The organism is Streptomyces sp. CB02414 (assembly GCF_001905385.1).
GTDB lineage: Bacteria > Actinomycetota > Actinomycetes > Streptomycetales > Streptomycetaceae > Streptomyces.
Genome location: NZ_LIPF01000016.1, coordinates 26,348 through 40,120, shown reverse-complemented (window position 1 = coordinate 40,120; position 13,773 = coordinate 26,348). Strand labels below are relative to the sequence as shown.

General features: G+C 67.5%; 16 protein-coding genes and 2 pseudogenes. 12 read left to right on the top strand and 6 right to left on the bottom strand.

Translation table 11 applies throughout. The features are described 5' to 3' along the window. The first annotated feature begins 888 nt into the window (after window positions 1–888). A complete protein-coding gene (locus AMK11_RS35455) occupies window positions 889–1,368 on the top strand; it encodes a MarR family transcriptional regulator (protein ID WP_073732248.1) in 480 nt (159 codons plus the stop codon). Next, window positions 1,368–1,691: a helix-turn-helix domain-containing protein gene (locus AMK11_RS35450; RefSeq protein ID WP_073732247.1), complete on the top strand. Its 324-nt coding sequence runs from the start codon at window positions 1,368–1,370 to the stop codon at window positions 1,689–1,691. The genes AMK11_RS35455 and AMK11_RS35450 overlap by 1 nt, the downstream gene beginning before the upstream one ends. Window positions 1,692–1,871: 180 nt before the next feature. Here the strand turns inward: AMK11_RS35450 and AMK11_RS35445 are convergent, their stop codons facing one another. Both AMK11_RS35445 and AMK11_RS35440 read right to left on the bottom strand, forming a co-directional pair. Next, on the bottom strand, window positions 1,872–2,534 hold the full coding sequence (locus tag AMK11_RS35445) for a hypothetical protein (RefSeq protein WP_073732246.1): 663 nt from the start codon (window positions 2,532–2,534) through the stop codon (window positions 1,872–1,874). After that, window positions 2,527–2,832, bottom strand: a complete 306-nt coding sequence (locus AMK11_RS35440; RefSeq protein ID WP_241847161.1) for a DUF2199 domain-containing protein — start codon at window positions 2,830–2,832, stop codon at window positions 2,527–2,529. Before AMK11_RS35440 ends, AMK11_RS35445 begins: the two co-directional genes overlap by 8 nt. Window positions 2,833–3,606: 774 nt before the next feature. Here AMK11_RS35440 and AMK11_RS35435 point away from each other — a divergent pair. The 3 genes from AMK11_RS35435 (at window position 3,607) to AMK11_RS35425 (ending at window position 5,597) form a co-directional block, all read left to right on the top strand. Beyond that, window positions 3,607–4,092, top strand: a complete 486-nt coding sequence (locus AMK11_RS35435) for a helix-turn-helix domain-containing protein (RefSeq protein WP_019329405.1) — start codon at window positions 3,607–3,609, stop codon at window positions 4,090–4,092. Between the two features lie 2 nt (window positions 4,093–4,094). Then, window positions 4,095–4,412 (top strand): hypothetical protein, encoded by a 318-nt coding sequence (locus AMK11_RS35430; RefSeq protein WP_019329406.1) that lies wholly within the window; start codon window positions 4,095–4,097, stop codon window positions 4,410–4,412. A gap of 351 nt (window positions 4,413–4,763) precedes the next feature. After that, on the top strand, window positions 4,764–5,597 hold the full coding sequence (locus AMK11_RS35425) for an NAD(P)H-binding protein (RefSeq protein WP_073732245.1): 834 nt from the start codon (window positions 4,764–4,766) through the stop codon (window positions 5,595–5,597). 44 nt (window positions 5,598–5,641) lie between these two features. On the opposite strand, the gene AMK11_RS35420 is transcribed toward AMK11_RS35425, so the two are convergent. Beyond that, entirely contained in the window at window positions 5,642–6,172 is a 531-nt protein-coding gene (locus tag AMK11_RS35420; RefSeq protein ID WP_079187904.1) for a DapH/DapD/GlmU-related protein, read from the bottom strand. Between the two features lie 115 nt (window positions 6,173–6,287). Here AMK11_RS35420 and AMK11_RS35415 point away from each other — a divergent pair, with 115 nt between their 5' ends. Beyond that, window positions 6,288–7,217, top strand: a complete 930-nt coding sequence (locus AMK11_RS35415) for a LysR family transcriptional regulator (RefSeq protein ID WP_073732243.1) — start codon at window positions 6,288–6,290, stop codon at window positions 7,215–7,217. Here the strand turns inward: AMK11_RS35415 and AMK11_RS38920 are convergent. Continuing rightward, window positions 7,218–7,577 (bottom strand): annotated as a pseudogene (locus AMK11_RS38920) (PP2C family protein-serine/threonine phosphatase); the annotation flags it as partial. On the opposite strand from AMK11_RS38920, the pseudogene AMK11_RS38915 reads away from it, so the two are divergent. Further along, window positions 7,549–7,695, top strand: a pseudogene (locus AMK11_RS38915) (IS5/IS1182 family transposase); the annotation flags it as partial. The pseudogenes AMK11_RS38920 and AMK11_RS38915 sit on opposite strands and share 29 nt — an antisense overlap. Here AMK11_RS38915 and AMK11_RS35405 read toward each other — a convergent pair. Next, window positions 7,658–8,251, bottom strand: coding sequence for an SMI1/KNR4 family protein (locus AMK11_RS35405; protein ID WP_073732242.1), 594 nt, complete (start codon window positions 8,249–8,251; stop codon window positions 7,658–7,660). The pseudogene AMK11_RS38915 and the gene AMK11_RS35405 overlap by 38 nt on opposite strands. Before the next feature lie 334 nt (window positions 8,252–8,585). Between AMK11_RS35405 and AMK11_RS35400 the strand changes: the two genes are divergently transcribed. Continuing rightward, entirely contained in the window at window positions 8,586–9,185 is a 600-nt protein-coding gene (locus AMK11_RS35400; RefSeq protein ID WP_073732290.1) for a hypothetical protein, read from the top strand. A 186-nt stretch (window positions 9,186–9,371) separates the two neighbouring features. Then, a complete protein-coding gene (locus tag AMK11_RS35395; protein WP_073732241.1) occupies window positions 9,372–10,001 on the top strand; it encodes a GNAT family N-acetyltransferase in 630 nt (209 codons plus the stop codon). Between the two features lie 86 nt (window positions 10,002–10,087). On the opposite strand, the gene AMK11_RS35390 is transcribed toward AMK11_RS35395, so the two are convergent. Next, entirely contained in the window at window positions 10,088–10,483 is a 396-nt protein-coding gene (locus AMK11_RS35390) for a hypothetical protein (RefSeq protein ID WP_241847160.1), read from the bottom strand. Here AMK11_RS35390 and AMK11_RS35385 point away from each other — a divergent pair. The 3 genes from AMK11_RS35385 (at window position 10,482) to AMK11_RS35375 (ending at window position 13,572) form a co-directional block, all read left to right on the top strand. Beyond that, window positions 10,482–11,057, top strand: a complete 576-nt coding sequence (locus AMK11_RS35385; RefSeq protein ID WP_073732240.1) for a TetR/AcrR family transcriptional regulator — start codon at window positions 10,482–10,484, stop codon at window positions 11,055–11,057. The genes AMK11_RS35390 and AMK11_RS35385 overlap by 2 nt on opposite strands. Before the next feature lie 200 nt (window positions 11,058–11,257). Further along, complete coding sequence (locus AMK11_RS35380; RefSeq protein ID WP_073732239.1) at window positions 11,258–12,421, top strand: ParA family protein; 1,164 nt, start codon at window positions 11,258–11,260, stop codon at window positions 12,419–12,421. Beyond that, window positions 12,418–13,572: a ParB/RepB/Spo0J family partition protein gene (locus AMK11_RS35375; protein WP_073732238.1), complete on the top strand. Its 1,155-nt coding sequence runs from the start codon at window positions 12,418–12,420 to the stop codon at window positions 13,570–13,572. The genes AMK11_RS35380 and AMK11_RS35375 overlap by 4 nt, the downstream gene beginning before the upstream one ends. The last annotated feature ends 201 nt before the right edge of the window (window positions 13,573–13,773 follow it).

Sequence of the window (13,773 nt, the reverse complement as noted above, 5' to 3'; positions counted from 1 at the left end):
GAGGACACCGTTCTCACAACAGGGATGGGCCGGGAATCACCGCGCGGTGACTCCCGGCCTCAACGACGTGACGCTGATGTAGACGCTCAGTCGGCCTTGGTGGTGTCCAAGTAGATCAACTTCACACTGACCAGTGCACCCACCCGCCCCCCGAGGAGACCCTTCAGTAGCCAGGCAGGCATCGACGCGTTCCCAGGCGCGTACGAGGTCAGTCATCGACGCAGACTGCCACACGTCCAGAACTCCCTCAGTACTCACAGGGTCCCGGCCGTTGTTGCCTCAGTGGGTGAGTACCCAGTGCTGTCGTCGAAGTCCCGCCCCGAACCACATGAACACCCCAGCCACGAACCAGCCCGCCACGACGGCGAGGGCGCCGACCGTCCAGGCGCGCGTGTGCCACCTCAGCCACAGACCTGACCAGCCACGCCTTCCTGCTGCTATGCCAGCTGAGCCCCGATCGACCCGCGCGTCAATGACGGCCCGTGTGCGACACGCGCGAGGACCGGAGGTCCCGACGGGCATGAGGGGCCCCGACGGATGCGAGACCTTGGGCACTTTCATGCATGAAGAGAGCGTAGCCCCGAAGACGCCTCTGACCTGCGGAATCGCGTTTGGCGATCCGACTCCAGGATCGGGTATGCCGATCCTGGAGTCGGGTTACCCGATTCCAGAGTCGGGTCAACCCGACTCCAGGATCGGATTGACCCGACTCTGGAGTCGGATCACTTAGCTATGTGCACACACTCGCCCTCTGTGCACATCGCACACCGATCCGACTGAGCAGCGGGATCGCTTAGCAATGTGGTAATGCTCTTCCCGGTAAGTGATCCGTTCCCCAAAGGCTGATCGCCTACCGCCCCCATACCGACGTGCAGGGACGGCCCCCACATGGCAGAGCAGGCGCGAAAGATCCTCGCCCTGGTCGATCAGGACACGGGAGAGTTCGAGGAGGTACACCGCGCCAACTACGCGTTCGACGGGGCTCACATCAACGTGGGCATCCGCAAGGGCCGGGAACTCGCCTCGGCGGCCTCGGGTCTGACCGACCGGGAGTTTCGCGTCCTCGTCTGGTACTGGTTCGCCACGGAGACGAGCGAGGAAGCCGTCATGCGTACGGGCTCCGCCATCGCTGAGGAATTGGGCATGAGCCCTGATGCTCTGTCGAGAGCGGTGAAAGTGCTCAAGCGGGCTCGGCTGCTTGTCGAGGCGGGCGGGCTCGGGCGGACCACCTTCTACAGGTGCACGCCCTACCTTGCATTCATCGGTACCGGCTTCGCCCACCGCGAGGCCGTGAAGGACTGGAACCCTCCGGAGACCAAGGTGCGCGAGCCCCGTGTCCGTCGGCGTGGGAAGAAGGGCGAGGCCTGATGAGGATTCACGACGCGGCAGACGTGCAGTACCTGCTGAAGAAGACCGGGCGGGTCCTCAGCCCGAACCAGCGCATCGTCGTCATGCTCTACGCGTCCTCGGAGCAGCGTCCCGACGGAACGGTGATGATCAAGGCCAGCACGCTGGCCGCCACGGCGGGCATGACGCCACCGGTGCTCTCCCGGACCCGCAAGGAACTGCTCGAGGCGGGCTGGCTGGAGGTGACCGGCAGTGTGGGAAGCGCCAAGCACTACCGGCTCAACCCGGCACTGTTCGAGGACCGAGGTCAGGCCGGACGTCACCTGCGAGCCGTCGGCAGCTGAAGGGGCGATGCCGTGAGGCGATCCGACTCTGGAGTCGGATCGTTTCTCCATGAGTGAAGCAGCGGGGACTTCACGTATCTACCGCGGCAGGCAAGTATCACGGCGTGATAATCCGGTGCCGGGAGCAGCTTGGATCGGCTGTCCAGCAGGTCACAGGTGCCCAGGTCCGGTGCCCGTGGGTCAGCCGCCGTAGAGGCCCCACTCGTCGAGGCCGCTGTAGACGTGCGCTTCGAGGCATTGCGGAGCGTCAAGGCCCTCGGCCTCACCCCGGTACACGGCGATGAGGGAGTCCTTGCCCCGCCACCAGGTGTCGGTCACTCCTTGTACTTCGGGGACCGGCTCGAATCCGCCGAGATCCAGTGAGTCGACGGCCTCGCGCTTGACCCTCGTGACGGTCGTGGCCCACCGGCGGGCATGGGCGGCGAGGGCCAGGGCTTCCACCCATCCGTCTGTGCTGGCATGCAGGGGTGTCCAGCGGTCGGCGTCGATGCCGAACGCACCGTCGGGGCCGATCATGAATCCGTAAGCCATGGACACCCGGCAGTCCCCTGCCCGGAACGACCAGCCTTGCGTAGGCGTCCCCGAGGGACAGCCGGCGGCCAAGACGCGCGGACCGCCCTCGTAGAACGGAGCCGGTGGCAGGGCGAGGCCGCCCCAGCGGTCCTGGAAGGCAGCGGCTCGGTCGATCTCCGCGACAGGAATCCCGTGCCCCAGCCATACGTCGCGGTGTCGTGCGACGTCCCGCCGGCAGACGCGGACGCCTTCCGTCTCGATGAACCACTGGGCTCTGCGGCTCAGGCCGGCGGGCGCGACCGGGACGGACGATACGGGCCGGTCAGCCATTACTGCTGCTCGCCGTTGCGGGCGTGGAGTACGGCCGACGCGAGCCGAAGTACGGCTCCTCGGACTCACGGCCGGGCCTGTCCCACAGATCCCAGGCCCGGGAGAAGCTCTCTCGGCTGAGCGAGACCCAGACCCCCCAGGAGAACACCTCGTCACTGCCGCTGACGGGTATCTCGATCAGACCTTTGACGAAGTAGTGCTGACCGAGGACCACACACTGATCCGCGGTCAGCAGGCAGTCGTCGGCATCGGCGAAAGCCGGATCCCACACAGCGGGAGCAACGGCCGTGTAGTTCATCGGCAGCTCCGGATGACGGGCCCCGCAGCACCCGCAGGTGAACCCCGTATGACTGATCATGGACCCGGAGCCTAGCGACGGACTCCAGAAGTACGCCGGGCGGGCTTCCCGGCTTTCCCGACCACTGCCTTGCGTTGCCAACCATCGCGCTCAGACACCCTCAGCCAGCGAAAGCCAGCCAGGGCGATACCTGCAGACTCCCGAGCCGGCGCGCGTATGCCTGAGAACCCACCCCGAACCTCAGCCACGCTGTGTAACCGCCGAGCTCGGAAAGTGGCACCGAGCTGAGGAGAACCTACGGGCAGAGGGGCACCCCGAGGAACGGAGCGCTTGCGCGAGTACCGCAGGGCATCCCGTACGGAGGGTTCCTTTGCAGGGTTCCTTCCCCTGTATGGAGAGTGCGTAGCCTCCGCGACGCTTTGACCTGCGGAAACACCTGGTGGATCGGTACCGAGGGATGCCGATATCGGCATCCTGGGATGCTCATATCGGCACTCTGAGATGCCGATATGAGCACTCTAGGATGCCGATACATGTCGTCAGTGGTCATGTCGTCAGTGGTCATCGAGGGAACTGGGCGGTTCCCTCGACGACCTATGGCGACATGACGCAGTAGGTCGTCGAAGGAACCTCAGGATTCCTTCGACGACCCTCAGCGACATGTCGGTACGGGTATGTGAAGGAAACGCCGGGTTCCTTCGGTTACCCCACACGACATGTCGCCAGTGGTAATGTCGCCGGTGTCAGAGACAAAGCCCAGGTCAGGGGTCGCAAGTGCCAAATCAGGGGCGCAGTGGACGCAGCCGTGCGCTGGTCAACACCGCGACTGGTGAGGTCCACGAGCTGCTGGAACCAGAGGACGAGGGCGCCCCACGCCGGTCCTACGCCTTCGGCGGACGGCACGGGCAGTTCAGCTTCGAACGAGTCCTCGCCATGCTCGCGGCGGATTCAGGAATCACCGGTAACGAGTTTCGGCTGTTCTTCTACTGCGGGATCATGACGTACAACGGGAAGGGTGGTGCCACAGCAGTGGAGGCCGCCGACTTCCTCGGACTGACCCCGCAGGCGACGAGGAGGATGGCCAAGAAGCTCGCCGAGCACAAGATGCTCCTGGTGGCCGATGTGATCGGCCGGACCATCAAGTACCGGGTGACTCCGCACATCGTCTCCAGTCTCTCCGGACGGGAACAATCTGAAGAGGCAGCCGCCTACCACCTGCCGACCCTGCCGGGCCGTCCGGCGCAGCGACGAAGGGCCTGACCATGGCACGCAACAGTCCATACCCAGAGCTCGAAGCCCTGCAGGCGCGCATAAGCGATCTCTCGCACCTGAAGCAGAACGTGCTGATGACCTACGCGATCCTGGGCGGCCTGGACAACAGCGTCGAGCGCACCGCGGCCGAGCTGGCCGAGCTGATCGGCGTACCCGCACCGCACTTCTCCCGGGCACGGCGCGAGCTCGAGGCGGCCGGCTACCTGGAGTGCACCCACACCATGGGGCAGGTGAAGTTCTTCCGTCTGGGCGAGGCGGCAACTGCGCGTCAGGTCGTGGTTCCCCTGCTGAACCGACCGACCGGCTGAGCAAGCGCACCAGTCGAGAGAGGCGCGAGAGACTCAACGGTCTCTCGCGCCTCTCTCGTCATTCGTACTGTGCGGGGTCTGCCACGTCTGCCACGTCTGCCTCGGCATCGCGCCAGGTCGAGACCGGAAACGATCCGACTCCAGAGTCGGATCGTTTCTCCGCGTGAGAACCGGCAGGAGCATCACGGATCGGCTGCGGCAGGCGATTATCACGGCGTGATAATCCCGGCCGGACGCTGCTGAAGCAGGAACCTTGCCAGCGATCTCCTTGACCTCAAGCATGGTTGAAGTTCTAGCGTCTTCTCCGGCTGATCACCTGACGGCCGATCACCTGACGACTGGAGCAGACGCGTGATTCTCGTAACGGGCGCCACCGGGAACGTAGGAAGTGCTCTGCTCGATGAGCTGCACGCGTGCGGTACCGGGCCGCTGCGGGGGCTCACCCGTGACGCCGCGCGGGCCTCGTTCCCCGAAGGGGTGGAGGTGAGTGAGGGCGACTTCGCCGACATGGCTTCCCCGAAGGCCGCGCTGGACGGAGTGCGCTCGCTGTTTCTGCTGTCGGGGATGGGCCCTGATGCCGACATCCTCGACGCCGCCCGGCAGGCGGCTGTCGAGCATGTGGTGCTCGTGTCCTCCATCACCGTCCAGACGCATCCGGACCTGGGTCCCGCCCGCGAGAACCTGGCTGTCGAGCGGCTGCTCAAGGACAGCGGCATGGCCTGGACGGTTCTGCGGCCGACGCAGTTCGCCTCGAATGCCCTGTGGTGGGCGGAGTCGATCCGTGCGCACCAAGCGGTCCGCGTGCCGTACGCGGACACCGGGCTGCCCACGATTCACCCTGCGGACATCGCGGCGGTGGCGCGAGTGGTGTTGACCGAGCCCGGTCACCAGGGGCGGACGTATGCGCTGACCGGCCCGGAGCGTGTGACGGCCCGGCAGCAGGTGGAGGCCATCGCGGCGGCCTTGGGGCGGGAGGTGCCGTTCGCGGAGATCGGCCGGGCGGAGGCCCACCGGCACATGTCCACGTTCTCGGGAGCCGAGGCCGCGGACGCGGTGCTGGATCTGACGGGCGGGGACGTCAACGACGAACTGCTGACGGTGCGCGACACGGTCTCGAGGGTCACCGGAACCGCCGCCAGGCCGTTCCGCCAGTGGGTTCTGGAGAATGTCGCCGCCTTCCGCTGAGCAGCCCCTTCCCGGCCGGCCGTCGAGGCGGAGGACAGTACGGGTCAGCAGTCGACGCCCTTGACCACTCGGGCGGGCACGCCCGCGACCAGGGTGCGGGCCGGCACGTCGCCGGTGACGACCGCACCGGCGGCCACGACCGCTCCGGCGCCGATGGTCACACCCTGCGTGACCACAGCGGCCGCGCCGATCCAGACGTCGTCCTCGATCACGATCGGGGCGCTGGTGACGTACTCACGCCGCTCTGCCAGGGGCAGCGGGTGGCCGCCGGTGATGAGGCTGACCTTCGGGGCGATCATGACGTTGTCGCCGATGCTGATGCCACCGTGGTCCATGAAGGTGCAGCCTTGGTTGACGAAGACGTTCGTCCCGAACTTCGTGCCCAGGCCGTACTCGGTGAAGAAGGGCGGGTAGATCGTCACCGACTCCGGCAGCGGGCCGCCGAACACAACCGCCAGTAGTTCGTCACGGCCCTCGGTGTCGCTGAACGGGAGCACGTTCAGCCGCGAGGTCGCGTCGGTGACCTGCGCGATCCGCTCGGCATAGCGCGCGAACTCGGGAGTGCGGACGTACATGACCTGTTCCGTGCGTGTGGACATGCGTTGATCCCAGCACTCGGGCGAAGACCCCATCAAACAACCTCCGCCCCGACCAGCCACAACCGTCAGTTGTGTTCGTAGGGTGGGCGGTGTGGACATCGAAGCGCTGCGCACCCTCGTGGCCGTCGCTGGGGCCGGGCAGTTCCAGGCCGCGGCCGACGAGCTCGGGATCAGTCAGCAGGCGGTCTCCAAGCGGATCATGGGTCTGGAGAAGAGCCTCGGTGTCGCACTGCTGGTGCGCACTTCTCACGGCTCCCGGCTGAGCGTGGACGGACAGGTCTTCCTGCCCCACGCCAAGAAGGTCCTGGCCGCGCTCGAACAGGCGGAACAGGCCGTACGCCCAGGGAGCCGCCCCCTACGCGTGGACGTCCTCAACCGGCGAATCGCACCGGCCCAGGCCGTCTACCGCTTCTACCGCTCCCGCCCCGGGACCGGCCTGGACACGGTCACTCTCGGCGAGGAGAACGCCGCGGGGGCCGCCCGGGCCGTGCTCGAAGGAACCGTCGACGTCTCCTTCCGTGCCCTGCCCGCAGAGCAGGTCCCGGCCGGGATCAGCGCCGAACGCCTCCTGGACGAGCCGCTGGAGCTCCTGGTCGGGCCCGGTCATCCGTCGGCGGGCAAGGAGTGGGTCCGGCCCGCGGACCTCGCCGGGCACCGCGTCTGGATCCCCGGCATCAGGGCCGGCACGGAGTGGGAGCGGTTCTACCGGTCGCTGTCGGAGGCATTCGGTCTGAGCGTCGACGCACTCGGCCCCAACTTCGGCGACGAGGTCCTCATGGACGCTCTGGCCGACTCGGGTTCGCTGGCGACCCTGGTGGGCAGCGGGGACCGGTACCTGTGGCCGGAGAGCTATGGCCTGCGGCGTGTCCCGCTGCGCGAGCCGACGCCGGTCTACCCGCACGCGCTGCTCACGCGCACCGACCACCGGCATCCCGTGCTGACCGAACTGCGCGAGCACTTGCGAGCCTCGGCACCCCGCACCACCGGCGATGTGTGGGCCCCGGACTGGGCGGTCTGCTGACCGGCCTCCGGTACGACTACGACTCCGCATGTCGGGTGTCGCGTCGGCTCCTTGGCCCAGGGCGCGTATCAGCAGGGACCGCTGGGGGTGGGAGGCGGCTTCCTCCGGGCTGGGGCGCCCTTCGTCGCCCATCGACTGCACCAGGGTGTGGTCGTGGGTGATCTGGAACAGCTCTCCGTCCCGCAGGAGGTGGACGCGGGAGTCACCGATGTGGACGAGGACCAGCTGCGATCCGGTCCAGAGCATCGCGGTGAGCGTGGTCCCGGCGCCTTCGGAGGAGGGGTCGGCACCCGCGACGGCGAGCAGACGGTTCCCCGCGTAGGCGGTGTCCTGGGTCGTCGAGCACACGATGTCGTGGTCGTCGGGATGCCGACGCCTGCACCGACGCTACGAACGCCAGCCCGAGCACTTCCTCGCCTTCGCCGGCATTGCTGCCGCTCTCATCTGCTACCGCCGCCTGGTCGACCGATGCAGGTGATCACAGGTCGGACTGTCGGCAGTGCCCAGGGCTCGAGAACACCGCTCACCAGATCAGCGAGGAACTGCACCGCCCCACCGGTGTAGTGCCACCACGCACCATTGCGCGAGGCGACAGTGACCGTCCATTCCTGCGGCCCGGCGGGGCTGGTGGTCCACAAGAAGAAGTCCCCCTGGTTGGAGGAGGACCAGGGAAGCAGGCCGCCCGGTGCGGGGTACGGATGCATCGGGACGGCCAAGTCGGCGTCCTCGCACCACTCGGCCAGGACTTCCAGGTCCTCGGTATCTTCGGCCCAGGCCACTTCGGCACCCGGCGCCGGGCCTCCAACACGCACGAAGTCACTCAGCTCGAACGTTGGGTAGAGCTCACAGAGGAGCTTGTAGTCAGCAGGCAGAGCCGTACCCAACACGCTCTCCAGCCGTGGCCAGTCGACACCAGCTGGGGTCGGCAGACGGTGGGCCACGAGGTCAGGCAGCACCCGTTCGAGTTCCGCGACTGACGCAGCGGGGTCGGTCAAACGGCTGCCTGGGGCCTGCGTACCAGCGAGATCGTCCACGCGAGCAGACTGTCACAGCAGCACCCCACCCTCACGCTCGCCCCTGGACAGCCGCCAAGAGAGGCGGCGTTCCGCGACGCCTTCGCGAACGCCCCGATGGCCGGCAACTCCATGCCTGTCCCCTCCTCGTGCCGGGGGCGTCGCCCGGCCCTCCTGATGCTGCGGGCTCCCCCAAGGTGAAGGGCAATCAGGGGCTATGGTCGGGCCCTGTCCGACGGGCTGGCGGGAGGTCGCGTCTCCGCAGTCTCGAGGGAGCCGACAATTATCACGGCGTGATAATCCGGGGCCGGACGCTGTGCGATGTCGCGGAAGGTGGGGCAGCGTGAGGAACGCCATGACCGACTACCTGGCCGCCGCCATGGCGATGCTCGGCCCGGCCCAGAACCGTTACGCGAACCCCTCCGCCTGGGACCGGCTCCACGCAGAACTCGGCATCAGGCTGCCAACCGACTATCAGACCCTCGTGGACGCATACGCTCCCATCCAGCTCAACGGCCACCTGTACCTGCACCACCCCGCGACCGAACGCTGGAATCTGGGCCAGGAGATAAGGGACACGATCCGCGCTTGGTCCGAGGTTTCCTGGCACGACCTCGACCCGGACGAGGACCCTCGCCTGCTGTTCGGTCTCACGGAGTTGAGCTTCGGCACCCGCAACGGGCTGTGGCCGATCGCGGGCACCGACCGAGGCGAGACGCTGTTCCTCGTGGCTGTGGACGATACGGCCCCCCGGCTCCTGGTTGAAGACGGCGAAGGCGGCTGGGCCCAGTTCGAAATGAGCTTCGCGGAATGGCTCTACCGATACCTCATCGGCGAAGACATGGCGGGCCCCAATACCTCCGTCTTCTACCCCGGCCCGGTACAGCTGCGCCGACTTCCGATGACCGCTGACGAACGGCCGGAGCCGTGGAGCGGGCCGGACCGCGGTATGTGACCCTGCATGTCGGCGTACGGCGCTGACTCCCCCGCTGCGTACGGATGAACGTCGTCAGCACTCTGCCCTTCCGGGTCTCTCTGGTGCCGCGTAATCCATGCGACTTGGAGCGTCGGCTCTGGAACTCTGCGGTTCGGGCCTGCGGGACAGGGCGTTCAATCGGCGCAGAGACTGGAGTGGTGATCGATGGACTTCGTGCTAGAGGGACCGGTTCTGGAGGGCAGTGTCGTACGCCTGGAGCCGCTCAGTCACCGACATGCGGAGGACTTGGCCGCGGCGGCGGAGGAGAACCGCAGCTCGTATGGGTTCACCTGGGTGCCGAAGGCCACCGAGGTCGAGGGATACATCGACGCCCAGCTCGCCCGCGCCACTGACGGGAAGCTTGCTCCGTACGCGCAGGTGGATCGGATATCAGGGCGGGCGGTCGGGGCCACGGCCTACTGGGATCCGCGGCTGTGGCCGACGGGAGAAGGTCTGTGCGCGATCGAGGTCGGTTTCACCTGGCTTGCGGCGACGGCTCAGGGCACCGGGACGAACACCGAGGCCAAGTACTTGCTGTTCAGGCACGCGTTCGAGGGCTGGGGGGTAGCACGTGTCGATTTGAAGACGGACGCACGGAATACCCGTTGCCGGGCTGCGATCGAAGGAGTAGGCGCCCGTTTCGAAGGTGTTCTACGGAACTGGTCCCGGTCGTGGGCCCCTGGCGAGGATGGTCTCCTCCGTGATTCCGCGATCTTTTCGATCACCGCAGCGGAGTGGCCGGACTGCCGCACCAGGCTTGAGCAGCGAATCGCTCGGGTCCTCGAACGCAGGTGACAGGGTGCGGATCTGCCGGCTCCGAAGAAGCCCGAGCCGTCCCCGCCAGGCATCTGAGGGCCGATGCGCAGAGCATCTGAAACTGCTCAATCTGTCTGCGCAGAGGCGGCAGCGATCAGCAGTGCGGTGAACGCGACGGGGGCGGCTGTCTGGTAGACCACCCAGACTTCACCACCGGCGCCGCTGCCCTGCCACGCCATCAGGAGGCCGGCCAGGGCCGCCAGCACCCAGCCGCTGTCGTAGGTGATCATGAGCCGCATGTAAGTGCGCATCGACCGGCGGCGTGTGTATCCGATCTCGACCCCGCCGCCGATCAGCAGGGCCACGCCCGAGACGACCATCAGCCAGGCAGGCGTGCCGAGTAGCCGGCCGAGCGGGGCAGCGCCGGCGACGTAGACAGCGGCCAGCAACACCTTGAAGGCGCCATCGGCGATGGCCCCCACCGTCTGGCGGTTCATCCACGGTGCCACGACCTGGGTCATGAATCCCCCCAGAAGCTCGTTCCGGTTGGTCCGGGCCAAGCTCGACGAGATCGCCCAACGCGCCGATCTGACCACCGGCGCCGTCTACTCACTGTTCGGGAGCAAGAACGGCTTGGTGGTGGCCCTGGTCGCCGACTACCTGCGGCCGTACTACGACGAGATCGAGCAGGCGGTTCCCGCCGGACTCGACCTGCTGGAAGCGGTCGACGCCTTTGCCCGGTACTACCGGCGCAGTTGTGACGCTCCGGATGCGTGGTCTCGCCTGTCGCTTCAGATCACCTTGCTTGACATGGCCGTCCAAGACTCGGAGTTGGGATCCCAGCTCGCCACATCCATCCGGTCGCAGGAGGAGCATCTGATTGCGCTGTTCACCGGAAGGACACATGGCGGGAGCGTCGTGACGTCGCAGCAGGCGCAACGCCTGACCACGGCACTCAGGGCACTGTTCGTCGGCCTCAGCCAGGGCGTCACCCTTGGTCTTGCTCCTGGTGCCGACGAGCAGTACTTCGCCGCTGCCGCACGCTCCTTGGCATCCGGCATGTCCCTCATCGATCACGATGAGGGCGGTTTGTGAGGGCCACTGCGGGAAGAGCCGTGCCGTCTCACCATGGGCGAGACGAGGCGCGATTGCTCCTTCAGCGCACGATGCGTGCAGGCCACCAGCCCTCCCCGCTCGGCGCTGACCATGTCAGGTCGGGCGCCCATTGGGTGAAACCACGTCAGAACATGCAAAGCGGTTGTCATCGCGCCAACAGAAGTCAGTATGCTGACGTCATGGCTTCCCCCTACCCCGACGGAGACCGGGAAAAGGTAGCGTCCAAGCTGCCCTCGGCGCTCCAGCAAGCGCTCAAGGTCCGCGCCGCCGAACTCAGCCTGGACATCCAGGACGCCGTCGAGGCGGCCATCAACGACTGGCGCGACAGCACGAGCGGCGGCGCCGAGGTCGACACCGCCGGTGCGCGGTCGTTCTCCACGTGGCTTCCGCCAGGGCTGTACGAGCAGTTCAAGGAGACGTGCGCCGATCGCGGCGTCTCCTACACGCAGGGTCTCGCCCAGTCGGTCCGCGGCTGGCTCGATGCCAACCCCTCCCCCCAGCACGGCGCCCGCGGCACCGAACCCGAGCGGAAGATCGTCGGCAACCAGAAGGGCGGGGTCGGCAAGACCGCCATCTCCGCCGGTATCGGCGAGGCCTACGCCGAGGCGGGCAAGCGCGTCCTCATCGTCGACTTCGACCCGCAGGGCCACCTGAGCGAACAGCTCGGAGTCCCCCAGATCGAGCCCGACCACGACAGCCTGGTCTCGCACATGTGCGGCGACGGCAGCGGAGACCTGCGCGACCTCGTCGTGGAGATAAAGGATCCGCGGTTCCAGAAGCGCCTGCACGTACTGCCCGCCTGCTTCGACGGGTTCCTCCTCGACGCCAAGATCGCCGTCGTGGCCACGCAGAAGCGCGGCTTCCAGAAGGAGGCCGCGCTGGAGCTGGCCCTGCGTCCGCTGGAGGCCGACTACGACGTGATCATCGTCGACTGCCCGCCCAGCCTCGGCATCGCCATGGACGCCGCCCTCTACTACGGGCGCCGGCGCCGCGGCGAGGCCGCCGGTGGCTCCGGCGTCGTCATCCCCGTACTCGCCGAGGACTCCTCCGCCACCGCCTACGGCATGCTCGCCCAGCAGATCGAGGACCTCTGCGAAGACCTCTCCCTCGAGATCGACTACCTCGGCCTGGTCGTCAACCTCTACGACTCGCGCCGCGGTTACGTCGCCACCTCCTCCCTGGACAACTGGAAGTCGCTCGGCGACCCGAAGGTCCTCGCCGTCATCGGCGACCTGAAGGAGCAGCGGGAAGCGGTCCGCAAGCGGATGCCGCTGCTGAGTTACGCGCCGCAGAGCGACCAGGCGGAAGCCATGCGGCAGGTAGCGAGGGGAGCCACCCGGTGAGCAAGGCGGACACCCTGGGGTCGGCACCCGCGTTCGGCGCGGCCCGCGGCGCCCGGTCCTCCCGGCGCAACCTCATCGACAAGACCATCGCCGGTGAGGAGTCGACCACGGCGGCCATCACGGAGCTGCCGGTCACCCTCATCAGCGACAACCCCGACAACCCGCGCAACCACCTGCGCAACCTCGACGAGACGGTGCAGAGCGTCCGCGAGGTCGGCATCATCATCCCCATCGCCGTCGCCACGGTCGACGCCTACCTGCGCAGCCGGCCGGACCGCGCCGGCGACCTCGACGACGGAGCGAAGTACATCGTCGTCGACGGCCACCGGCGCCTGGAGGCCGCCCGCCGCGTCGGCCTGGCCACCATCCCCGTCCGCGTCGACAACGGCCGGGTCGCCACCGACGAGGCGCTCCTGGAGGCCGCGTTCGTCGCGAACTACCACCGCGACGACATGACGGACCTGGAGGAGGCCCACGCCCTCAAGACCCTGGTCGACTACTACGGTTCCCAGACCAGGGCGGCCAAGCGGCTGGGCGTTCCGCAGAACACGATCTCCAGCAAGCTCTCCCTTCTGAAGCTCACTCCCGAGCTCCAGAAGGACCTGGTGACCGGGGCGCGGAAGGTGGAACACGTCCGCAACCTCGGCAAGTTGTCCGCCGACGAGCAGAAGGCCAAGGCGGACGAACGGGCGGAGGCGGCCCGCGCCAAGGCGGAGGCCCAGGCGGCGCGCGAGGTCGTCGAGCGCCAGGCGGGCCCCGCCGATTATCACGGCGTGATAATCCCGGAGACGCCCGCCGAGCAGGTCACCCCCTCTCCTTCCGCACCGGCTACTGCGTCGGCCGCGTCACAGGCACCAGCGCCTGGGCCCAGCGCACCGACACCGCCCGCCGAGCGTGAGCAGGCGGCTTCCGAGTCCATCCCGGTACCGCGTGCCGGCGCGGCGGAGCCCGGCCAGGCGAACGCGGAAGAGGCGCAGCCGAAGCAGCCGAAGCGGCTCCCCTACGACGACGCCTTCTACTGCGTGCACCATCTCCACCAGAAGATGACGGCCGAGACGTTCGCCCAAGGGTCCCGGGTGTGGATGGACATCCTGCGGGAGCAGCATCCGGACGAGTACAAGGCCCTGCTGGCCGAGCTGGGAGCCCGGTAGCGGACCGGCAGTCGCCCCACGGCCCCGTTCGCCGTCCTCCGTGACGGCGGGCGGGGCCGTGTCTGTTCGTCCGCCGGCGTAGTCGGTCGTGCTTCCGCACCGAAGTCCGGAGCCGTCGTCGGAGGCCGCAGTACCATGTCGGGCCGGGAAGAAACGCACAACTCACCTGGCACGTAAGTGTTCTGACGGCTCAGCAGGAAG